The following is a 21,960-nucleotide window of genomic DNA, read 5'->3' as shown; positions in this document are numbered from 1 at the left end:
CATCCGGCAACTAACTTTGGATAATGCCCGTTTTCAGAACTCAAACACAGCAGACTAAACTTTTATGAAGAACGACGTCATTTCACCGGAATTTGATGAAAACGGCCGCCCTCTGCGCCGGATTCGTAGTTTTGTTCGTCGCCAGGGGCGACTGACGAAAGGGCAGGAACACGCGCTGGAAAACTACTGGCCGGTGATGGGCGTTGAGTTCAGCGAAGAGCCTGTAGATTTCGCTGCGCTGTTTGGTCGCGATGCGCCAGTCACGCTTGAAATTGGTTTTGGGATGGGGGCTTCGCTGGTGGCGATGGCGAAAGCGCGTCCGGAACAGAATTTCCTCGGCATCGAGGTTCACTCGCCGGGCGTTGGCGCGTGTCTGGCTTCAGCCCATGAAGAGGGCGTCGAGAACTTGCGTGTCATGTGCCATGATGCCGTTGAAGTCCTGCATAAAATGATTCCTGACAATTCTTTATCTATGGTTCAGCTGTTTTTCCCTGACCCGTGGCATAAAGCACGTCATAATAAACGCCGTATCGTTCAGGTACCGTTTGCTGAGCATATCTTAAGTAAGCTGAAGCTGGGCGGCGTGTTCCATATGGCAACCGACTGGGAAGCGTATGCGGAGCACATGCTGGAAGTGATGTCCTCTATCGACGGGTATAAAAACCAGTCTGAGAGTAACGATTATGTACCGCGCCCACAATCGCGCCCGGTAACCAAATTTGAACAACGTGGTCATCGTCTTGGCCACGGCGTATGGGACTTAATGTTCGAGAGGGTGAAATAATGGCAAAGAACCGTAGCCGTCGTTTGCGTAAAAAAATGCATATCGACGAATTCCAGGAAATAGGATTTTCGGTTGCATGGCGTTTCCCGGAAGGTACATCTGGAGAGCAGGTCGATAAAATCGTTGATGACTTTATCGATGAGGTTATCGAACCGAACAAACTGGCCTTTGACGGCAGCGGCTATCTGGCCTGGGAAGGTCTGATCTGTCTGCAGGAAATCGGCAAATGCACCGAAGAACATCAGGCAATCGTCCGTAAGTGGCTGGAAGAGCATAAACTTGAAGAAGTGCGCACCAGCGAACTTTTCGATATTTGGTGGGACTAAGTAGCACAGGGTCGGCAAATGCCGGCCCGATTTGTATTGAGGGAAAGATATGATGCGCAAAACGCTGCTGGCGGCAGTCCTAACGTTCACGGCGATGGCCGCACATGCCGATTATCAGTGCAGCGTCACCCCACGTGACGATGTGATTTTGAACCCACAAACGGTGCAGGTGAAAGGCGAAAACGGCGATCTGGTTATTACCCAGGCCGGCGATGTCACCTTTAACGGTAAGCAGTACAACCTGAACGCCGCACAGCGTGAGCAGGCTAAAGATTATCAGGCCGCGTTGCGTAGCAGCCTGCCGTGGATTGACGAAGGTGCCAGAGCGCGCGTGGAGAAAGGTCGCGTGGCGCTGGACAAAATCATCGCCAAAGAGGTCGGTGAAAGCAGCAACATGCGTGGCCGCTTAACCAAGCTGGATGCGCAATTGAAAGCGCAGATGAACCGCATCATCGAACATCGTACTGATGGGCTGACCTTCCACTATAAGGCGATTGACCAGGTCCGCGCCGACGGGCAGCAATTAGTGAATCAGGCGATGGGCGGCATTTTGCAGGACAGCATCAACGAGATGGGTGCCAAAGCTGTGCTCAAAGGCGGCGGTAATCCGCTGCAGGGCGTGCTCGGGAGCCTCGGTGGTTTGCAAACGTCAATTCAGAACGAATGGAAGAATCAGGAACAAGACTTCCAGCAGTTTGGCAAAGATGTTTGCGCCCGCGTCGTGACGCTGGAAAACGATCGTAAAACGCTGGTTAGCACGCTGAAATAATTTTCACCTCTTTTTAACGGCACAGAAACATTCTGTGCCGTTTTATTTTGTATCTTTCTGTTTTTTTGATATCCATCTCTAAGAATGGCAATTTGATGGAGATATAAATCTGGTTAATTGGATGCCGTCACATTATTCATCTGTAAGATAGACATAATGCTGCAAATTCAAGTAACTGGAGAAATAACATGGAGTTTTTCAAGAAAACGGCACTTGCCGCACTGGTTATGGGTTTCAGCGGCGCGGCGCTTGCACTGCCAAACATCACTATTTTAGCAACCGGCGGGACCATTGCCGGCGGTGGTGATTCCGCGACAAAATCTAACTACACGGCAGGCAAGGTAGGCGTAGAGAATCTGGTTGAAGCCGTACCTCAGTTGAAAGACATCGCGGTTGTTAAAGGCGAGCAGGTGGTGAACATCGGCTCTCAGGATATGAATGACGACGTCTGGTTAACGCTGGCGAAAAAGATTAACACCGAGTGTGATAAAACCGACGGTTTTGTCGTGACACATGGTACGGATACCATGGAAGAAACCGCCTATTTCCTCGACCTGACCGTCAAGTGCAACAAGCCGGTAGTGCTGGTGGGTGCAATGCGTCCGTCTACAGGGATGAGCGCCGATGGTCCGTTCAACCTGTATAACGCAGTGGTGACGGCTGCAGACAAAGCCTCTGCCAACCGTGGCGTGCTGGTGGTGATGAACGACACCGTGATGGATGGTCGCGACGTGACCAAAACCAACACTACCGATGTAGCCACCTTCAAATCCGTTAACTATGGCCCGCTGGGCTACATCCATAACGGCAAGATTGACTACCAGCGTACGCCTGCGCGTAAGCACACCACGTCTACTCCGTTCGATGTGTCTAAGCTGACCGAACTGCCGAAAGTGGGGATTGTTTACAACTACGCTAACGCCTCGGATCTGCCGGCCAAAGCGCTGGTCGACGCGGGTTATGCGGGTATCGTCAGTGCGGGTGTAGGTAACGGCAACTTGTATAAAACGGTATTCGATACGCTGGCCACTGCCGCGCATAAAGGTACCGTCGTGGTGCGTTCCTCCCGTGTACCAACCGGCTCCACCACGCAGGATGCTGAAGTTGATGATGCGAAATACGGCTTTGTGGCTTCAGGTTCTCTGAACCCGCAAAAAGCGCGTGTTCTGCTGCAGCTTGCGCTGACGCAAACCAAGGATCCTAAGCAGATCCAGGAAATGTTTAATCAGTATTAATCGATGCAGGTGGCTGCGCTTATCGCCCTAACCCTGTAGGCCTGATAAGCGCAGCGCCATCAGGCAATTTGCCGGATGGCGGCTCAAGGCCTTATCCGGCCTACATCGTTACCGTATTACTCCGCCAGGAACAATTCCAGCAGCGAATTCAAAAACAGCTTACCGTGTTGGGTAATCTGCCAGTATTCATCGCATTCACTCAGGTAACCCTGGGCGATAGCTGCATCAATCTGTCCACGAATAACGTCTTCGGCAAGCCCGGTGTATTGCGTGAATTCTGCACGCGGCGCGGCCTCCAGTAACCGGAAACGGTTCATAAAGAACTCGAACGGCTTGTCGGCTTCGGCAACATCACGCTGGCTTTCCAGGTAACGTCCTTGCATGTATCCGCGTGGATGCCGCGTTTTGGTGGTGCGCAGGATGCGTCCGTCCGGGAAAGTGATTTTGCCGTGCGCGCCGCAGCCAATGCCAAGATAGTCGCCAAAACGCCAGTAATTGAGATTGTGCTGACACTGATAGCCCGGTTTCGCATAGGCTGAGGTTTCGTACTGTTGATACCCCGCGGCAGTCAGCAACTGGTGGCCTTGCTCAAAAATATCCCACAGCGCGTCATCGTCTGGTAATACCGGCGGACGTGAACCAAATAGCGTGTTGGGTTCGATAGTCAGCTGATACCAGGAGAGATGCGGCGGGTTGAGCGCGATGGCCTGTTGCAAATCGCCCAACGCCTCTTCCAGAGTCTGATCCGGCAGGCCGTGCATCAGATCGAGATTAAAGCTACGTAGCCCCAGACCGCTCGCCAGATTCGCGGCACGTTTGGCTTCTTCCGGTCCGTGAATACGCCCCAGGCGCTCAAGTTTGGCGGCGCTAAAGCTCTGTACGCCAATGGAGATTCGGTTTACGCCAGCGCGTTGATAATCAACAAAGCGATCGGCTTCCACCGTACCGGGATTCGCCTCCATCGTGATTTCTGCATCCGCGGCCAGCTTCAGGCGTGCGCGCACGCCGTCGAGCAGTGTTTGCATTGCCGGGCCAGAAAGCAGGCTCGGCGTACCGCCACCGATAAAAATTGTCTTTACTTCACGTTCCTGGGCGTGGGCAACCTCAGTATCCAGATCGCTCAACAGATGCTGCACATAGTCGTCATGAGGAACGTCGCCCTTCAGTGCATGCGAGTTAAAGTCGCAGTACGGACATTTTTGCACGCACCACGGGATGTGAATATAAAGACTTAGCGGCGGAAGTTTAACCATTACGCAGGGCATCCAGCAGCAGCTTCAACGCCTGTCCGCGGTGAGAAATTGCACTTTTCTCTTCCCGGGTCAGTTCAGCCGCCGTTTTCCCTTCAGTCGGCACAAAGAAGATCGGGTCGTAGCCAAAGCCACCGTTTCCGGCAGGTTCACGGGTAATAATACCCGGCCAGCTTCCGTGGCACACTACCGGCGTTGGATCGTCTGCGTGGCGCATATAGACCAGTACGCAGTGGAACTGTGCCTGGCGCTTGTCATCAGGAACATCCTGCAGGGTGTGAAGCAGTTTTTCCAGGTTCTGCCTGTCGGTCGCATCTTCGCCGGAATAACGGGCCGAATAGATGCCCGGCGCGCCGCCCAGGGCGTTCACCGCCAGACCGGAGTCATCAGCAATGGCCGGCAGTCCGGTAATTTGCGCGGCATGACGCGCCTTCAGAATGGCATTCTCAATAAACGTCAGCCCGGTCTCTTCTGCAGAATCAACACCCAGATCCGTTTGGGCAACGACATCAAGTCCGAAATCACTCAGAAGAGAGGCGAGTTCACGCACTTTACCGGCATTGCCGGTCGCGAGGACAACTTTTTGCATGGGATACCTAATCAGTTAGTGCCGCAATTTCGGGCGGGATCTGTTGCGGATGAATGATTTTAACCTGTTTGTGACGGCCAAGCTCGCCCTTCTCAATAACGACCTGGCTTTTTGCCACACGGAACTGTTTGCCGAGAAATTTCACCAGATGGCTGTTCGCTTGCCCATCCACCGGCGGGGCGGTAATGGCGACTTTTACTTCGTCGCCATGCAAACCCACAATACTGTCACGGCTGGCTTTAGGCTGAATGTAGAGCCGTAAAACCAGACCGTCGTCGCAGGGTGTAACGGCACTCATAGCGCCATCCACAGCCCCGGCAGCAGCATATTACCTGTCGCCTGTAACACTTCCGCGATACCCATGTTAATCACATAGAGCAGCAGAACCAGAATCATCGGCGAGAAATCGATGCCGCCCATGCCCGGGAGTATACGACGGATAGGGCGCAGCAGTGGGTCCGCCAGTTGGATCAACACATATTCAACAGGGCTGCGGCCCTGACTGACCCAGCTCATAATCGCCATCACCAGCAGTACCCAGAAAATCAGCAGTCCGATGGTCTTGAGGACAATCAGTACGGCGGCGATCCAGATAATCGGCTGGAACGTGACCACCTTAAACAGCACGATGGCTTTGATAAAGCTGAGAACGAACGCAACTAATGCCGAGGCGCTGTCAATCGGCCCCATCGGGGGAATCACACGGCGTAACGGCCCAATAACAGGCTGAGTGATTTTCACTATAAACTGCGAGAACGGGTTGTAAAAATCGCAGCGAGACCATTGCATCCACACGCGTAGCAGCAGCGCCATGGTATACAGCTCAATTACCGTTGAGAGCAGGAAGGTCAACGTATTCATGGTGTTCCTTAGTTTTCCTTATTTTTTAGTGTAATCACGAGCACCAAAAATGGCGGTGCCAATGCGCACCATCGTGCTACCCGCCGCAATTGCGGCATCCATATCATCAGACATCCCCAGTGAGAGGGTGTCGATGCCTGGGTAGCGTGTTTTCAACCCGGTAAATGCTACAGCCATTTGCTGTGCAACTTCAAACTGCCTTACATAATCTGACTCAGGCGCCGGAATTGCCATCAGACCACGCAGGTTAATACGCGGCAATGCGGCGACTTCAGCGGCCAGTGCATCAAGCTCTGCCAGCGGAATACCCGACTTACTGTTTTCATCGCTGATATTAATCTGTATCAGCACATTCAGCGGCGGCAGTTCCGCCGGGCGCTGTTCGCTCAGACGGGCAGCGATGCGTAGGCGATCAATCGTATGACACCAGTCAAAATGTTCAGCGACCAGACGGCTTTTGTTGGACTGCAGTGGGCCGATAAAGTGCCACTGCAGATCGTTGACGCCTTGTTCCCGGAAGTAGCGAATTTTATCCACCCCTTCCTGAACATAATTTTCACCGAAGGCTCGCTGACCTGCGGCAATGGCATCTTCGATGGCGCTCGCAGGTTTGGTTTTACTGACTGCAAGCAATGTAACTTCTTCTGAAGACCGCCCGCAACGCGTCGCGGCGGCTGAGATTTTGTCCCGGACATGTGCCAGGTTATGCGCGATATCGTTCATTTTCCGAGGATGTTCATATGAATATGGAAGAAATAGTGGCCCTTAGTGTAAAGCATAACGTGTCGGATCTACACCTGTGCAATGCATGGCCTGCGCGCTGGCGCATACGCGGAAATGTCGAAATCGCGCCGTTTACCACGCCTGACGTAGAGACGTTGCTGATGTGCTGGCTCAGCGAGCAACAACAGGTACAGTGGCAGAAACAGGGGCAGCTGGATTTTGCCATTACGCTGGCGAACTCACGGCGTCTGCGCGCGAGCGCATTTGTGCATCAGCAGGGGATCTCTCTGGCGCTAAGGCTGTTGCCGCTTGATTGCCCATGTCTGGATGATCTCCAGACTCCCGCCGCCTTAGCTGAGCTACTGCACAGTGAAAATGGATTAATTCTGGTGACCGGCGCTACCGGCAGCGGTAAATCAACGACCCTGGCGGCGATGGTGGCATATCTTAATCAGCACGTCGCGGGACATATTTTGACGCTGGAAGATCCCATTGAATATCGTTACACCAGCCAGCGTTGTCTCATTCAACAACGGGAGGTGGGCGTACACTGCGCTTCTTTCGCCGCCGGTTTGCGCGGCGCGCTGCGCGAAGATCCTGATGTCATTTTGCTGGGCGAGCTGCGCGACGTGGAAACCATTCGTCTGGCGTTAACGGCTGCGGAAACCGGGCATCTGGTGCTGGCAACGTTACACACGCGGGGGGCGGCTCAGGCTATTGCGCGGCTGGTGGATACCTTTCCTGCACCTGAGAAAGATCCGGTGCGTAATCAGCTGGCAGACAGCCTGCGGGCAGTGCTTTCGCAAAAGCTGGAACAAGATAAGCAGGGAGGACGCGTGGCGCTATTCGAACTGCTCATCAACACGCCCGCCGTTGGTAACCTGATCCGTGAAGGGAAAACGCATCAGCTACCCGGCATAATGCAAACCGGGCAACAGACAGGCATGCAGACGTTTACGCAAAGCCTGCAGCAGCGCCAGGCGCAGGGACGGCTTTAGTAACCCTGCTCGAAATAGCTTTCGAGAATAATAACGGCAGAAGCGGAGTCCACTTTACCTTTATTCAGTGCCCGGTACCCACCTTGCTCAAACAGGCCGGAGCGGGCTTCGACGGTACTCAAACGCTCATCATGCAACGTCACGGTAACGCCAAAACGACCGTGAATACGGTTAGCGAACTTGCGTGCGCGTGCGGTAAGGGGTTGTTCGGTGCCATCCATATTGAGCGGTAAGCCGACAATGATTTCGTCCGGCTGCCACTCTTTCAGCAGGCGTTCAATCAAATTCCAGTCCGGCGTACCGTCCTGTGCTTTGATCGCGGGCAAGGGTCTCGCGGTACCGGTAATACGCTGACCAATCGCAACGCCAATGCTTTTGGTACCAAAGTCGAAAGAGAGTAATGTTCCGCTCATCAGGCATGTCCCGCCACGCCAGGCATGGTCAGAATATCTATCCCGATAAGTTTCGCCGCATCGCGCCAGCGGTCGGCAATCGGCGTTTTAAACAAGATGTTGAGATCGGCGGGAGCCGTAAGCCAGGCATTATCCAGCAGTTCTTGTTCGAGCTGGCCTTTTTCCCATGATGAATAGCCTAGCGCAACCAGCACCTCAGAGGGTTGCTCCTGCGTACCTAAGGTTTCTAATACATCGCGGGAGGTGGTGATGATGGTGTTATCTGAAATGCGGATACTGGATGCAAAGCGTGACGGCGGGGTATGCAGAATAAACCCACGGTCTTCCGCCAGCGGTCCGCCGAGCATCACCGGTTTATCCAGACGAATAGCCGGATCGCGTGCTTCAGGAGTAATTTTCAGCTTTTCCAGAATCCCTTCAATTTGTAAGTTTTCCAGAGGTTTATTGATGATAATCCCCATTGCTCCGTTCTCATTGTGTTCACAGATATACACCACGGAACGGCGGAAAATCGGATCCTGGAGAGCAGGCATGGCAATAAGAAAGTGATGCTGTAAATTCATTGTCAGAGGTTCTGTTTCCTGGTTCAAAAAAGCAACAGCGCCCAGTATGCGTACAAATACGAGCGCTGTCACTATGAGTATTGGTAGGATCCCTTCTACCGGCGAGTTCTTTTATTTTTGCAAACGAGCCTCAATGGCATCCATCAACATACCGGTAATCGAAACCGGGAATTCTGCTTCAATCTCACGAATACAGGTTGGGCTGGTGACGTTAATTTCCGTCAGGCGATCGCCAATGATATCCAGACCGACAAAAATCAACCCCTTCGCTTTCAGCGTTGGGCCAATGCGGCGGGCAATTTCCCAGTCGCTGTCGGTTAATGGACGCGGCTCGCCACGACCACCGGCGGCCAGGTTGCCACGGGTTTCACCACCCTGCGGAATACGCGCCAGGCAGTACGGAACGGGTTCGCCATCCACGACCAGTACGCGTTTGTCGCCGTCTTTAATCGCTGGCAAATAGTTCTGCGCCATGCAGTAGCGAGTACCATGTTCGGTCAGCGTTTCGGCAATAACGCCGAGATTCGGGTCACCTTCCTTCACACGGAAAATAGATGCGCCGCCCATGCCGTCCAGCGGCTTGAGAATGATGTCGCTGTGCTTTTGCCAGAAAGCTTTTAGCTGCGCTTTGTTACGGGTGACCAGCGTTTCTGGCGTCAGGTCGGCAAACCATGCGGTAAAAAGTTTTTCGTTACAATCGCGCAGGCTCTGCGGTTTGTTGACGATTAACGTCCCTTTTTCTTCTGCACGTTCCAGAATATAGGTCGCGTAAATGAACTCAGTATCAAATGGCGGATCCTTACGCATCAGAATCACATCCAGATCGGCCAGCGGGAGATCCTGCTCTCCCTTGAACTCATACCATTTGTCGTAGTTCTGCTCTACGCTCAGGGTCCGCGTACGGGCGCGGGCTTCACCGTTGATCAGATAAAGATCGGCCATCTCCATATAGTGAATTTCGTAACCACGACGTTGTGCTTCCAGCAGCATAGCGAAGCTGGAATCCTTCTTGATGTTGATGCTTGCGATGGGATCCATCACGATGCCGAGCTTGATCATTGTTCTTCTCCGTTAGCCCAGATCGCCAAAACGCACCTGTAGCGCGGTAATGGCGGTGAGCGCAGTTGTCTCAGTACGCAGAACGCGAGGTCCTAACAGAATATCAGTAAACTGATAACGTGCGGTCATGGCAATTTCATCTGCCGACAGCCCACCCTCCGGGCCAATCAGTAAGCGGATGCGATCTACCGGCAGCGGCAGCGTATTGATGCTGGCGCTGGCGCGAGGATGCAGGTTCAGTTTTAACCCTTCGTCCTGCTCAGCGCACCATGCTTCCAGATCCATTGCCGGGCGAATTTCAGGCACCCGGTTACGACCGCACTGTTCGCAGGCGGCAATGGCGATTTTCTGCCACTGCTGGAGCTTTTTGTTCAGGCGTTCACTGTCCAGTTTAACGCCGCAGCGCTCAGAAAAAAGTGGCGTAATGAGGCTTACACCCAGTTCGATCGATTTCTGGATAGTAAATTCCATTTTTTCGCCGCGCGACATCACCTGGCCCAGATGGATGTGCAACGGCGATTCACGATCGTCGAGTTCGGCGTTAAGCACCTTCACGTCAACGCTTTTCTTGCTGGCGTGAGTGATTTCGGCGTCAAAGATTTGATTGCTGCCGTCAAACAGCTGTAACGCCTGGCCTGGTCCCATACGCAGCACACGACCGATATGGTTGGCGGCATCTTCACACAGTGAAATTTGGCTGCCGGAAGCGAGTGGTTCAGGGTGATAAATGCGAGGAATGCGCATAGTTAAACATCCGCGTCATGGCCCTGGGCTGCGAAAGGCCAGGGCATGGTTAAAAATATTGCCGCTAGTGTAGGTTAGCTCTTTTGCGCCTGGCAAGCGCGTTGCACATAGGGGTTATGGTTCCCCTGTACCTTCGCAATGCGTTCGTCGCGCTCACACTCCCAGTCGGTAACCGGATATTGCTTGTTCCAGGCATTAAAAAGCTGGGTTTGTTGGCGGGAGAGCGTCAGGTTGTATTGGTCGCGCATATAAAAATAGGTGCGTGCGATAGCGCCGCGGGCGCGGGCTGGCGGCTCGGCAACTTTCTCTTTGAAATCAACCTTCATGGCGCACTGTCCATACTGGCCTTCGCCACCGTTCCACTGGCTGTACATAAAGTTTGCGCGATCGCCATTTACTTCACCCACTGCAGGCTGCAGGTTATGCATATCGCTTTCCATCTGGCGATAGACTGGATCTTTGGCGCAGTTTTTACGTCCTCCGTCCTGCCAGCACTGGCGCTGATGGCCAAACTGCCAGGCAGGGACAACATGTTCCCATTCGATACGACTGGCGCGGTTTTCGTTTTTTCGCACTTTATAGCCGCAGGATTCAAGGTCAACGACCCCTTTTTTACCTTGCCAGTTAATTTTACAACCGCAGTAGAAATCGCCCGGCGCATCGGCGTTAACTTTGACGCCTGCTGCTTTCGCCTGAGAAAAACTGTTGATACCTTCGGCTAACACCGGGCCAGAAAACGCAGCGGCTAACATGACCGCGGCAAAAGAAAGATTACGGTACATCACGAACTCCGTGTCAAAACGAGCCCGCAACGTAGCGAAAGTTGTTCTTGTATGCAATCAGCGAGATCAGAAAGGTTCCTGATAATTCTGAATATTATTCTGCAACCAGTGGTTCGCCGCAATGGACGCAGCGGTAGGTAGCTTCACCGCGAACAACACGGTTATGGCGGCGAACGGTCAAGTGATGTTCCTGGCACTTACAGCGGTAAGCAAAGGTTTTACGTTGCACGGATTGCAGCTCAAACTGATGCGTGCGTCGGGCCGGGACGCCCAGCACACTCTCCATCATCCATTTCCACTCTTTTCCGTGCGGCGGGACGCGGCCAAAGTGCTTCCACACCAGCAAATGCGCCAGTTCATGGGGGACCACTTCGTTAACGAACGCATCGATGTTTTCCATCAGCAGCACCGGGTTGAGGCGGATTTCGTAAGTTTGTAGCCACGCCGTACCTGCGGCGGTTCCGCGCTGTTGGTAAACCAGCTTTGGCTCCGGGTAATGACGTTCCAGCTTGAGATTGGCCTGGGCGAGTTTTTCCCGCAGGCTGCGCATAACGGCTTGCTGGATGGCGATGGGAAGTCGGGAGGTTTTCATAACGCCAGAGGATAGTGCGACAGGGAAGGGACTGCAAGAGGAAGGCTTCCTCCCGCCTGGGGAGGAAGCCTTGAGTGATTAGTCGTGTGCGCCAATTTCGCGCAGTTTACGACCTTTCATCAGGTTACGTTCAATGTGTTCCAGAGAGACGTTTTTCGTTTCCGGGATTAGCCACAGGGTCAGGAAGATGAACAGGACGTTCAGGCCGCCGTAGACCCAGAAGGTGTTAGCGCTGCCCAGCGAGTTCAGCATCGTCAGGAAGGTTGCGCCGACGATCATGTTAGCAATCCAGTTGGTTGCGGTAGAGCAGGTGATGCCGAAATCGCGGCCTTTCAGCGGCTGAATTTCAGAACACAGTACCCAAATCAGCGGACCGGCACTCATCGCGAAGCCAACGATAAACATCAGCAGCATCAGCACGGCAAAGTACTGGGCGGCAGCGGAGTGGATACCCACATGCATCATGGTGCCCAGTACGCCCATACCTACAGCCATAACGATAAAGCCAAGAATCAGCGTAGGTTTACGGCCCCAGCGGTCAACCAGACCAATGGCGATAAAGGTTGCCAGCACGTTGGTCAGGCCAACGATAACCGTTCCCCACATCTGCTCGGTGGTGTTGGTATAACCCGCCAGTTCAAAGATTTTTGGCGCGTAGTACATGATGACGTTCATCCCGGTGAACTGCTGCATCACCTGTAACAGCACGCCAAGGAACACTGCGCGACGGAAGTTGCTGTTTTCTTTAAACAGCGCCCAGCCGCTTTGTTTAACCTGCAGACTCTCACGAATTTCATCCAGTTCGCGTTTGGCCTCAGCGCTGGTATCACGCAGACGCAACAGAACGCGCTCGGCATCGACAAAACGACGTTTAGCTGCAAACCAACGCGGGCTGTCCGGCAGGAAGATAACGCCAATCAGCAGTAACAGAGCAGGGATAATGATTACGCCCAGCATCCAGCGCCATGCGCCGCTATAACTGAACGCGGTATCGGAGAGGTAAGCGCCGAGGATCCCGATGGTGATCATCAACTGATACATCGAGATCATGCTGCCGCGGATTTTTTCCGGTGCGATTTCGGACAGGTACAGCGGCGCGGTATAAGACGCAACGCCAACGGCCAGGCCCAGCAGCACGCGGGAAACCAGTAGCACTTCAACGTTTGGTGCCGCGGCGGAGAACAATGAACCGGCAACAAACAGGATCGCGCCAATCATCAGGCTCTTTTTACGCCCCAGTTTGAAGGAGAGCCAGCCGCTGCCGACAGCGCCTACAGCCGCACCAAACATCATTGAGCTCACCACCCATTCCTGAGTGTGCGGGGTAATTTGAAACTCGTCGGTGATGAACGGTAAAGCACCGGCAATAACACCGATATCCAGGCCAAAAAGTAATCCAGCCAGGGCTGCAAGAAAGCAGACAAAAAATGTCATGGCTTTGTTGGAACGCCCCGTTTTTTTATTGTCAGGCATGATGCCCTCCGGTTGGGTAGCTAGTTTTGTTGATGTTAAGGGTAGGTGAGTACGGGGTAAAAAAATGCGAATCACATCACATTAGTGTAATCGCTTACATTGGCATTCATGGCGATTATTAATTATGACTTTGAAAGATAAGGTTTTTATAATAATACGATACAGTTATTTGCCTGGAATTAAGACAATACTGAAAAGTAATGTAACAATGATGCACAAGAGATGGCCAGGTTATGTTAATTAGAAGAGGGAGGAAACACAGCTTAATGTAATCGCTTTCATTTTCGTTCAAAAAGAGGATTAATAGCGCTGTTATGGAAAGGGGAGGCAGAGAGAAGATGGGCATAAAAAAGACCAGCCGAGGCTGGTCTTAAGAAGCATAAGCGTTCAGTCGTGACTGAATTATTTCAGTCCGGCAGCGTCACGCAGCAGTTGCGCTTTGTCGGTTTTTTCCCAAGGGAAATGCTCACGACCAAAGTGACCATAGGCTGCGGTTTCTTTGTAGATTGGGTGCAGGAGATCCAGCATCTGAATCAGACCATACGGGCGCAGGTCGAAGAACTCACGCACCAGCAGGGTCAACTGTTCTGAAGGCACTTTTTCGGTACCGAACGTTTCTACCATGATAGAAGTCGGTTCAGCCACGCCGATTGCGTAGGAAACCTGAATCTCACAACGGTCAGCCAGGCCAGCGGCAACGATGTTTTTCGCGACGTAGCGGGCCGCATAGGCTGCGGAGCGGTCAACTTTAGACGGATCCTTACCAGAGAATGCGCCGCCACCGTGACGAGCCATACCGCCGTAGGTATCAACGATAATCTTACGACCGGTCAGACCGCAGTCGCCCATTGGGCCGCCGATAACGAAACGACCGGTTGGGTTGATGAAGAATTTGGTAGAAGCATTCAGCCATTCAGTCGGCAGTACCGGCTTGATGATCTCTTCCATAACGGCTTCTTGCAGCGATTTCTGATCGATATCTTCAGAGTGCTGAGTCGACAGAACGACTGCATCAATACCGACGATTTTGCCGTCGTCATACTGGAAGGTAACCTGGCTTTTTGCATCCGGGCGCAGCCAGGATAAGGTGCCGTTTTTACGCACTTCAGCCTGACGCTGCACCAGACGGTGAGCATAGGTAATCGGGGCTGGCATCAGCACGTCGGTTTCGTTGGTGGCGTAGCCAAACATCAGGCCCTGGTCGCCCGCGCCCTGTTCCAGCGGATCGGCACGGTCAACGCCCTGGTTGATGTCCGGAGACTGCTTACCAATTGCGCTCAGTACCGCACACGAGTTGGCGTCAAAACCCATGTCGGAATGCACATAGCCAATTTCGCGCACCGTGTTACGGGTGATCTCTTCGATATCGACCCATGCGCTGGTGGTGATCTCACCGCCAACTAAAACCATACCGGTTTTGACGTAGGTTTCGCAGGCAACGCGTGCTTTCGGATCCTGTTCCAGGATTGCATCCAGCACGGCATCAGAGATTTGGTCAGCGATTTTGTCAGGATGCCCTTCTGATACGGACTCGGACGTAAAAAGGTGTTTTGCCATATTTAATTTCACCTAAGGAGAATTTGGTTAGCTCAAACTGTCGAGTGGGATAGCCATGTGTAGAAGATTCTACCATGAGTCTGCAGATGACGGACACTGGCAGTCTGAGTGTTAATCGGTATAGATGGATTAACATCTGGACGGCTATTTTAGGACAGTTCTTCGCCTGATTTCCAGCTTTTTTTGATTGAGGTCGCATTGTACTGAAAATGTAACTGGAAATTTTTCCTGACGGTGCTGGCAATGTGTGCATTTATCTTTTGCTTTTTACTCCCCATATCGGTATAAAACGCGGCGCGCGGCTCATACAAAAAGCACACGACATTTTCATCGTGTTGCCACTTCCAGCCGGGTTAAAACTATAGCTTTGGCTTGTGGGTTCTCCGTGAGGAGCAACCGTGGAGGTGATACGAGATAATGAACCGTTGTATTCTGCTGAATCTGTCGCACCGTTCTGGTGTACATATGTCCCCCGCAATCTGCATCTCTGTTTTGCATACCTGTCGATGTTATATACACAAAATCATTTATGCTGCGTCGAGGCGGCAAATGAATGAGTCCCCTGAACGTACGAGTAGTACGTGACTGGGGCGAATGCGCGTAGCCAACAAAGAGGCTGCATGAAGGATGAAGTGTATACCCATCTCGGCGTATCTCAGGACTCAAGAGCCGGTAACGGTCACTAAGAACTGAACAAGGGCGCTCTTGGTAAACAAGAGTTTTCTCGTGGTTTCGCCGAACTGTCAGCAGTACGTTCGGTTACGTGTTTACAATGATATGAAAAAGAAACCGGTCGCACAGTCGGAGCGTCAGCACTATCTGCTGGAAATTCTGCCTGTATTTGGGTTGTTATCGCGTCTTTGGATTGCGATAGTAGTCAACTGTTTTACACTTGTTAATAAAATTTGAGGTTCGCTATGTCTGACGACATTTCTTTGGGTTCGCCTTCGTCAGCAGGCGAACACGGTGTACTACGCTCCATGCAGGAGGTTGCAATGAGTTCCGAGGAAGCCAGCAAGATGCTGCGTACTTACAATATTGCCTGGTGGGGTAATAACTACTATGACGTCAATGAACTGGGTCACATCAGCGTGTGCCCGGATCCGGACGTACCAGAAGCGCGTGTTGACCTTGCTGAGTTGGTGAAAGCCCGTGAAGCGCAGGGCCAGCGTCTGCCTGCTTTGTTCTGCTTCCCGCAGATCCTGCAACACCGACTGCGTTCGATTAACGCCGCGTTCAAACGCGCCCGTGAATCCTACGGCTACAACGGTGACTATTTCCTCGTTTACCCGATCAAGGTCAACCAACACCGTCGCGTGATTGAATCACTGATCCACTCCGGCGAACCGTTGGGACTGGAAGCGGGTTCCAAGGCTGAACTGATGGCCGTTCTGGCTCATGCCGGAATGACCCGTAGCGTGATCGTCTGTAACGGCTATAAAGATCGTGAATATATCCGTCTGGCGCTGATTGGCGAGAAGATGGGCCATAAGGTCTATCTGGTTATCGAGAAGATGTCTGAAATCGCCATCGTGCTGGATGAAGCTGAACGCCTGAATGTCGTTCCGCGTCTGGGCGTGCGTGCGCGTCTGGCGTCGCAGGGTTCCGGCAAGTGGCAGTCCTCCGGTGGTGAAAAATCCAAATTCGGCCTGGCGGCAAACCAGGTACTGCAACTGGTAGAAATTCTGCGTGAGCGCGGCCGTCTGGACAGCATTCAACTGCTGCACTTCCACCTCGGCTCGCAGATGGCGAACATTCGTGATATCGCCACCGGCGTGCGTGAGTCGGCCCGTTTCTACGTCGAGCTGCACAAGCTGGGCGTGAATATTCAGTGCTTCGACGTGGGCGGCGGCCTGGGCGTGGACTATGAAGGTACCCGCTCGCAGTCCGACTGCTCCGTAAACTACGGCCTGAATGAATACGCCAACAACATTATCTGGGCGATTGGCGACGCCTGTGAAGAGCATGGTCTACCGCACCCGACAGTGATCACTGAATCGGGTCGTGCCGTTACCGCGCACCATACCGTGCTGGTCTCCAACATCATTGGCGTTGAGCGTAGCGAAATTACCGAAGCGACGCCGCCGGCAGACAACGCTCCGCGCTCCCTGCAAAGCATGTGGGAAACCTGGCAAGAGATGCACGAGCCGGGCACGCGTCGTTCGCTGCGTGAATGGCTGCACGACAGCCAGATGGACCTGCACGATATTCACGTTGGCTACTCTTCTGGCACCTTTAGCCTGCAGGAACGTGCGTGGGCAGAGCAGCTCTATCTGAACATGTGCCATAATGTGCAAAAACAACTCGATCCGAGCAATCGCGCGCACCGCCCGATTATCGATGAGCTGCAGGAGCGGATGGCGGATAAGATTTACGTCAACTTCTCACTGTTCCAGTCAATGCCGGATGCGTGGGGGATCGACCAACTGTTCCCGGTGCTGCCGCTGGAAGGGCTGAACCAGGCGCCTGAGCGCCGCGCGGTGCTGCTGGATATTACCTGTGACTCTGATGGCGCTATCGACCATTACGTTGACGGGGATGGTATTGCCACCACCATGCCGATGCCGGAATACGACCCGGAGAACCCGCCGATGCTGGGCTTCTTTATGGTCGGCGCGTATCAGGAGATCCTTGGTAACATGCACAACCTGTTCGGCGATACCGAAGCCGTTGACGTGTTTGTCTTCCCTGACGGCAGCGTGGAAGTTGAGCTGTCTGATGAAGGCGATACCGTGGCGGATATGCTGCAGTATGTGCAGTTGGATCCGAAAACGCTGCTGACGCAGTTCCGTGATCAGGTGAAAAACACCGATCTGGACGCCGAGTTGCAACAACAGTTCCTCGAAGAATTTGAAGCAGGGCTGTACGGATACACCTATCTGGAAGATGAATAACGGTAAATTCCCGGTGGCGCTGCGTTTGCGGCGCTCACTTGAATCTGTACAAATTAACGGCGATAATTCGCCGATACAAGTAGTCACGTAAATCAATCCCTTCCTCGTCGGGCTTAACGACGCGGAGGGGATTTTTTTTCACCGATTTTACAAGAGGTCAGCACATGAGCACCTTAGGTCATCAATACGACAACTCCCTGGTTTCTAACGCCTTTGGTTTTTTGCGTCTGCCGATGAATTTCATGCCTTACGATAGCGATGCCGACTGGGTGATCACCGGCGTACCGTTTGATATGGCAACGTCTGGCCGCGCGGGCGGTCGCCATGGCCCGGCAGCAATCCGTCAGGTTTCCACTAATCTGGCGTGGGAGCATAACCGCTTCCCGTGGAACTTCGATATGCGCGAGCGCCTGAACGTGGTGGACTGCGGCGATCTGGTGTATGCGTTTGGCGATGCCCGTGAAATGAGTGAGAAACTGCAGGCGCATGCAGAGAAACTGCTTTCTGCAGGTAAGCGCATGCTTTCCTTCGGTGGCGACCACTTCGTCACGCTGCCGCTGCTGCGCGCGCACGCAAAGCACTTTGGTAAGATGGCGCTGGTGCATTTTGATGCCCACACCGACACCTACGCTAACGGCTGCGAATTCGACCACGGCACCATGTTCTATACTGCGCCAAATGAAGGGCTGATCGATCCGAATCACTCTGTACAGATCGGTATCCGCACTGAGTTCGACAAAGATAATGGCTTTACCGTACTGGATGCCTGCCAGGTGAACGATCGCGGCGTAGACGACGTCATTGCCCAGGTGAAACAGATCGTTGGCGATATGCCAGTGTATCTGACCTTTGATATCGACTGTCTGGATCCGGCGTTTGCGCCGGGTACCGGTACGCCGGTAATCGGCGGTCTGACGTCCGATCGTGCGATCAAGCTGGTACGTGGTCTGAAGGATCTGAATATCGTGGGTATGGACGTGGTGGAAGTGGCGCCGGCTTACGATCAGTCTGAGATCACCGCGCTGGCGGCGGCGACGTTAGCGTTAGAAATGCTGTATATTCAGGCGGCGAAGAAAGGCGAATAATAGTCGGACTATTTTACTCGTCATTTTGGGTCCGGGCAGTGCTCGCCATCCTCACGTACTACGTGTACGCTCCGGTGGCTGTGCGCTGGCCGGGCCCAAACTGACTTCGCCAATTACGTCCGATAATGGGATGAAATCTGTAGGCCGGATAAGGCTTCACGCCGCCATCCGGCACTGCTTGAAGATTACTTAATTCCGTCCGCGCTCATGCGATCGCGAATATGCTGCGCACGTTCGGCGGATGCCGGGTGATCGTCAAACATGGAGCTTTGACGTCCGGCTTCCAGTTTTGCCAGTTTCTCAAAGCTGGTGGCTAAGCCTGCCGGATTGATCCCGCGTTTGCGCAACAAATCATACGAGTAATCATCCGCTTCGGATTCCTGACGCTGGGAGAACTGTGAGTTCACCAGTTTCTCGCCAAGATCGCCCAATTGCGACTGCGACAGGCTGCCGACAATGCCGCCAGCGGAGGCCGCCGCTGCACGCACCGCGTTCGTGCCCAGCGCAACCTGCATGCCTTTTTTCACGTGACCCAACGCGACGTGGCCCATTTCGTGGCCGATCACCGCTTCGACTTCGTTATCCGTCATCATATCCATCAGGCCGCTGTATACACGGATACAGCCGTTCGCCATGGCAAAAGCATTTACATCTTTCGCCATATAGACTTTGTAGTTCACCGGCTGGCCGTTAATGTTATCGCCAAGCGCGGAGGCGATTTTGCCAAGACGCGTTGCATACTCGCTGCCAGCCGGGGCGATGGTAGCTTTGCTGTCCATATCATTACAGGCCTGATCGCTCAGCGCTTTTACCTGAGCATCGCTCAGGCTGTAGGCCTGAAAAGCCTCTGCGCCTGAGGAAAGCAGTCCGTTTGAGTCCATGTTCTGGCAGCCGGTCAATGCCGCTGCCATGCTCGTAGCAAGCAGTAAAGCGCGAATTTTCATTTTTTCTCTTCCGCACAAAGTCAGGATTATTCTAAAAAATGCGTCGTTTGCAGGTAAACCGACGCTCAGCATAAGTATAAAGAAAAGAACAATAAGCGGGCGAGAAGATTGCGCAACATGCGTGCATGATCCAGAGATTTCTGAAGCGGTAAAAGGATGCTCCATGTACATGACACGCGGCTTGGGTTACATTGTTGGCACTTTTTTCCGGCGTAGCCCAAAACGCGCTGTCGTCAAGTCGTTTAGGGCGTGGCCTTCATTATCCGATCTGGAGTCAAAATGTCCTCACGTAAAGAGCTTGCCAATGCTATTCGTGCGCTGAGCATGGACGCAGTACAGAAAGCCAAATCCGGTCACCCGGGTGCCCCGATGGGTATGGCTGACATTGCCGAAGTCCTGTGGCGTGATTTCCTGAACCACAACCCGACTAACCCGTCCTGGGCTGACCGTGACCGCTTCGTGCTGTCTAACGGCCACGGCTCCATGCTGATTTATAGCCTGCTGCACCTCACCGGTTATGACCTGCCGATGTCTGAACTGCAGAATTTCCGTCAGTTGCATTCCAAAACACCGGGTCACCCGGAAGTGGGTTACACCGCAGGTGTTGAAACCACGACGGGTCCTCTGGGCCAGGGTATTGCGAACGCAGTCGGTATGGCTATCGCTGAAAAAACGCTGGCGGCGCAGTTTAACCGCCCAGGTCATGACATCGTTGATCACTTCACTTACGCTTTCATGGGCGACGGCTGCATGATGGAAGGTATCTCTCACGAGGTATGTTCTCTGGCCGGTACGCTGAAGCTGGGCAAACTGGTTGCGTTCTACGATGACAACGGCATCTCTATCGATGGTCACGTTGAAGGCTGGTTCACCGATGACACCGCTAAGCGTTTCGAAGCTTATGGCTGGCATGTGGTTCGTGGCGTTGATGGTCACGATGCTGATGCGATTAAACGCGCAGTCGAAGAAGCGCGCGCAGTGACCGACAAACCGTCTCTGCTGATGTGCAAAACCATTATCGGTTTCGGTTCTCCGAACAAAGCGGGTACCCATGACTCTCATGGTGCGCCGTTGGGCGATGCTGAAATCGCACTGACCCGCGAACAGCTGGGCTGGAAATACGCGCCGTTCGAAATCCCGTCTGAAATCTATGCTCAGTGGGATGCGAAAGAAGCAGGCCAGGCAAAAGAAGCTGCGTGGAATGAGAAGTTCGCTGCATATGCGAAAGCCTTCCCGCAGGAAGCGGCTGAATTCACCCGTCGTATGAAAGGTGACATGCCGGCTGATTTCGACGCGAAAGCGAACGAGTTCATTGCTAAGCTGCAGGCGAACCCATCCAAGATCGCCAGCCGTAAAGCGTCTCAGAACGCGATTGAAGCATTCGGTCCTCTGCTGCCGGAATTCCTTGGCGGCTCTGCTGACCTGGCACCTTCTAACCTGACTCTGTGGTCTGGTTCTAAAGCGATCAACGAAGATACCGCCGGTAACTACATCCATTACGGTGTGCGTGAATTCGGTATGACCGCTATCGCTAACGGTATCTCCCTGCACGGTGGTTTCCTGCCGTATACCTCTACCTTCCTGATGTTTGTAGAATATGCCCGTAACGCGGTGCGTATGGCTGCGCTGATGAAACAGCGTCAGGTGATGGTCTACACCCACGACTCCATCGGTCTGGGCGAAGATGGCCCGACTCACCAGCCGGTAGAGCAGGTTGCGTCTCTGCGTGTGACGCCAAACATGAGCACATGGCGTCCGTGTGACCAGGTCGAATCCGCCGTGGCGTGGAAATACGGTGTTGAGCGTCAGGACGGCCCGACCGCGCTGATCCTCTCCCGTCAGAACCTGGCACAGCAGGAACGTACCGAAGAGCAACTGGCGAACATCGCTCGCGGCGGCTACGTGCTGAAAGATTGCGCTGGTCAGCCGGAACTGATCTTCATTGCGACCGGTTCTGAAGTTGAGCTGGCTGTGGCTGCGTGGGACAAACTGACAGCTGAAGGCGTGAAGGCGCGCGTGGTTTCCATGCCGTCCACCGACGCGTTCGACAAACAGGATGCCGCTTACCGTGAATCCGTACTGCCGAAAGCCGTTTCTGCACGCGTGGCAATCGAAGCGGGGATTGCTGACTACTGGTTCAAATACGTGGGCCTGAACGGCGCTATCGTCGGCATGACCACTTTTGGCGAGTCTGCTCCGGCTGAGCTGCTGTTTGAAGAGTTCGGTTTCACCGTAGACAACGTTGTCGCGAAAGCAAAAGAACTGCTGTAATTACGGTTACAGATGAAAACGGGTCGCTTAGGCGGCCCGTTTTTTTAG

At 53.4% G+C, this 21,960-nt stretch carries 23 protein-coding genes and 1 pseudogene; 10 read left to right on the top strand and 14 right to left on the bottom strand.

Annotation, left to right across the window (positions count from 1 at the left end; all coding sequences use genetic code 11):
• Window positions 1-64: 64 nt before the first annotated feature.
• From trmB to ansB, 4 genes are all read left to right on the top strand, one after another.
• Entirely contained in the window at window positions 65-784 is a 720-nt protein-coding gene (gene trmB, locus JSN25_RS01645) for a tRNA (guanosine(46)-N7)-methyltransferase TrmB (protein ID WP_038633629.1), read from the top strand.
• The gene (locus JSN25_RS01640; RefSeq protein ID WP_038633626.1) at window positions 784-1,110 is read left to right on the top strand and encodes a YggL family protein; all 327 of its coding nucleotides are present in this window, start codon (window positions 784-786) and stop codon (window positions 1,108-1,110) included. The genes trmB and JSN25_RS01640 overlap by 1 nt, the downstream gene beginning before the upstream one ends.
• A 49-nt stretch (window positions 1,111-1,159) precedes the next feature.
• A complete protein-coding gene (locus JSN25_RS01635) occupies window positions 1,160-1,879 on the top strand; it encodes a YggN family protein (RefSeq protein ID WP_038633622.1) in 720 nt (239 codons plus the stop codon).
• A 188-nt stretch (window positions 1,880-2,067) separates the two neighbouring features.
• Window positions 2,068-3,114 (top strand): L-asparaginase 2, encoded by a 1,047-nt coding sequence (gene ansB, locus JSN25_RS01630; RefSeq protein ID WP_038633619.1) that lies wholly within the window; start codon window positions 2,068-2,070, stop codon window positions 3,112-3,114.
• A gap of 116 nt (window positions 3,115-3,230) precedes the next feature.
• Here ansB and hemW read toward each other — a convergent pair whose 3' ends face one another.
• Genes hemW through JSN25_RS01605 form a run of 5 tightly spaced genes read right to left on the bottom strand, consistent with a single transcriptional unit; the run spans window position 3,231 to window position 6,537 of the window.
• A complete protein-coding gene (hemW, locus tag JSN25_RS01625) occupies window positions 3,231-4,367 on the bottom strand; it encodes a radical SAM family heme chaperone HemW (RefSeq protein WP_087856788.1) in 1,137 nt (378 codons plus the stop codon).
• The gene (locus tag JSN25_RS01620) at window positions 4,360-4,953 is read right to left on the bottom strand and encodes an XTP/dITP diphosphatase (protein ID WP_038633614.1); all 594 of its coding nucleotides are present in this window, start codon (window positions 4,951-4,953) and stop codon (window positions 4,360-4,362) included. The genes hemW and JSN25_RS01620 overlap by 8 nt, the downstream gene beginning before the upstream one ends.
• A 7-nt stretch (window positions 4,954-4,960) precedes the next feature.
• Window positions 4,961-5,251 (bottom strand): DUF167 family protein YggU, encoded by a 291-nt coding sequence (gene yggU / locus JSN25_RS01615; RefSeq protein WP_003027101.1) that lies wholly within the window; start codon window positions 5,249-5,251, stop codon window positions 4,961-4,963.
• Window positions 5,248-5,814 (bottom strand): YggT family protein, encoded by a 567-nt coding sequence (locus JSN25_RS01610; RefSeq protein WP_121529528.1) that lies wholly within the window; start codon window positions 5,812-5,814, stop codon window positions 5,248-5,250. Before JSN25_RS01610 ends, yggU begins: the two co-directional genes overlap by 4 nt.
• A gap of 18 nt (window positions 5,815-5,832) precedes the next feature.
• Window positions 5,833-6,537 carry a YggS family pyridoxal phosphate-dependent enzyme gene (locus tag JSN25_RS01605; RefSeq protein ID WP_087856786.1) on the bottom strand — a complete coding sequence of 235 codons (705 nt, stop codon included), beginning with the start codon at window positions 6,535-6,537 and terminating at the stop codon, window positions 5,833-5,835.
• A 17-nt stretch (window positions 6,538-6,554) separates the two neighbouring features.
• Here JSN25_RS01605 and JSN25_RS01600 point away from each other — a divergent pair, with 17 nt between their 5' ends.
• On the top strand, window positions 6,555-7,535 hold the full coding sequence (locus JSN25_RS01600; protein WP_204525404.1) for a type IV pilus twitching motility protein PilT: 981 nt from the start codon (window positions 6,555-6,557) through the stop codon (window positions 7,533-7,535).
• Here JSN25_RS01600 and ruvX read toward each other — a convergent pair.
• The 8 genes from ruvX to metK all read right to left on the bottom strand — a co-directional run bounded on the left by ruvX (window position 7,532) and on the right by metK (window position 14,718).
• A complete protein-coding gene (ruvX, locus tag JSN25_RS01595; protein ID WP_038633601.1) occupies window positions 7,532-7,948 on the bottom strand; it encodes a Holliday junction resolvase RuvX in 417 nt (138 codons plus the stop codon). The two genes, JSN25_RS01600 and ruvX, sit on opposite strands and share 4 nt — an antisense overlap.
• The gene (locus JSN25_RS01590; RefSeq protein WP_032940453.1) at window positions 7,948-8,511 is read right to left on the bottom strand and encodes a YqgE/AlgH family protein; all 564 of its coding nucleotides are present in this window, start codon (window positions 8,509-8,511) and stop codon (window positions 7,948-7,950) included. The genes ruvX and JSN25_RS01590 overlap by 1 nt, the downstream gene beginning before the upstream one ends.
• A 111-nt stretch (window positions 8,512-8,622) precedes the next feature.
• A complete protein-coding gene (gene gshB, locus JSN25_RS01585) occupies window positions 8,623-9,570 on the bottom strand; it encodes a glutathione synthase (RefSeq protein ID WP_038633598.1) in 948 nt (315 codons plus the stop codon).
• 12 nt (window positions 9,571-9,582) lie between these two features.
• Window positions 9,583-10,314, bottom strand: a complete 732-nt coding sequence (gene rsmE / locus JSN25_RS01580) for a 16S rRNA (uracil(1498)-N(3))-methyltransferase (RefSeq protein ID WP_204525403.1) — start codon at window positions 10,312-10,314, stop codon at window positions 9,583-9,585.
• Window positions 10,315-10,388: 74 nt separating this feature from the next.
• Entirely contained in the window at window positions 10,389-11,096 is a 708-nt protein-coding gene (endA, locus tag JSN25_RS01575; RefSeq protein WP_137347447.1) for a deoxyribonuclease I, read from the bottom strand.
• A 94-nt stretch (window positions 11,097-11,190) separates the two neighbouring features.
• Window positions 11,191-11,688 (bottom strand): SprT family zinc-dependent metalloprotease, encoded by a 498-nt coding sequence (locus JSN25_RS01570; RefSeq protein ID WP_137351598.1) that lies wholly within the window; start codon window positions 11,686-11,688, stop codon window positions 11,191-11,193.
• Window positions 11,689-11,766: 78 nt separating this feature from the next.
• The gene (gene galP, locus JSN25_RS01565) at window positions 11,767-13,161 is read right to left on the bottom strand and encodes a galactose/proton symporter (protein WP_069324803.1); all 1,395 of its coding nucleotides are present in this window, start codon (window positions 13,159-13,161) and stop codon (window positions 11,767-11,769) included.
• A gap of 402 nt (window positions 13,162-13,563) precedes the next feature.
• Window positions 13,564-14,718 (bottom strand): methionine adenosyltransferase, encoded by a 1,155-nt coding sequence (metK, locus tag JSN25_RS01560; RefSeq protein ID WP_006686850.1) that lies wholly within the window; start codon window positions 14,716-14,718, stop codon window positions 13,564-13,566.
• Between the two features lie 417 nt (window positions 14,719-15,135).
• Between metK and JSN25_RS22350 the strand changes: the two are divergent.
• The 4 genes and pseudogenes from JSN25_RS22350 to speB form a co-directional block, all read left to right on the top strand.
• Window positions 15,136-15,237: pseudogene (locus tag JSN25_RS22350) on the top strand (hypothetical protein); the annotation flags it as partial.
• 258 nt (window positions 15,238-15,495) lie between these two features.
• A complete protein-coding gene (yqgB, locus tag JSN25_RS01550; RefSeq protein WP_064507034.1) occupies window positions 15,496-15,627 on the top strand; it encodes an acid stress response protein YqgB in 132 nt (43 codons plus the stop codon).
• Between the two features lie 8 nt (window positions 15,628-15,635).
• Window positions 15,636-17,612, top strand: a complete 1,977-nt coding sequence (gene speA / locus JSN25_RS01545; protein WP_072014782.1) for a biosynthetic arginine decarboxylase — start codon at window positions 15,636-15,638, stop codon at window positions 17,610-17,612.
• 164 nt (window positions 17,613-17,776) lie between these two features.
• Complete coding sequence (gene speB, locus JSN25_RS01540) at window positions 17,777-18,697, top strand: agmatinase (protein ID WP_038633575.1); 921 nt, start codon at window positions 17,777-17,779, stop codon at window positions 18,695-18,697.
• Between the two features lie 185 nt (window positions 18,698-18,882).
• On the opposite strand, the gene loiP is transcribed toward speB, so the two are convergent.
• A complete protein-coding gene (loiP, locus tag JSN25_RS01535; RefSeq protein WP_038633572.1) occupies window positions 18,883-19,641 on the bottom strand; it encodes a metalloprotease LoiP in 759 nt (252 codons plus the stop codon).
• Window positions 19,642-19,920: 279 nt separating this feature from the next.
• Here loiP and tkt point away from each other — a divergent pair, with 279 nt between their 5' ends.
• On the top strand, window positions 19,921-21,912 hold the full coding sequence (gene tkt / locus JSN25_RS01530) for a transketolase (RefSeq protein ID WP_085048755.1): 1,992 nt from the start codon (window positions 19,921-19,923) through the stop codon (window positions 21,910-21,912).
• The last annotated feature ends 48 nt before the right edge of the window (window positions 21,913-21,960 follow it).

Origin of the sequence: Citrobacter cronae (assembly GCF_016893685.1) — a bacterium.
GTDB classification, from domain to species: domain Bacteria; phylum Pseudomonadota; class Gammaproteobacteria; order Enterobacterales; family Enterobacteriaceae; genus Citrobacter; species Citrobacter werkmanii.
This window is presented reverse-complemented; position numbering and strand designations above follow the sequence as displayed.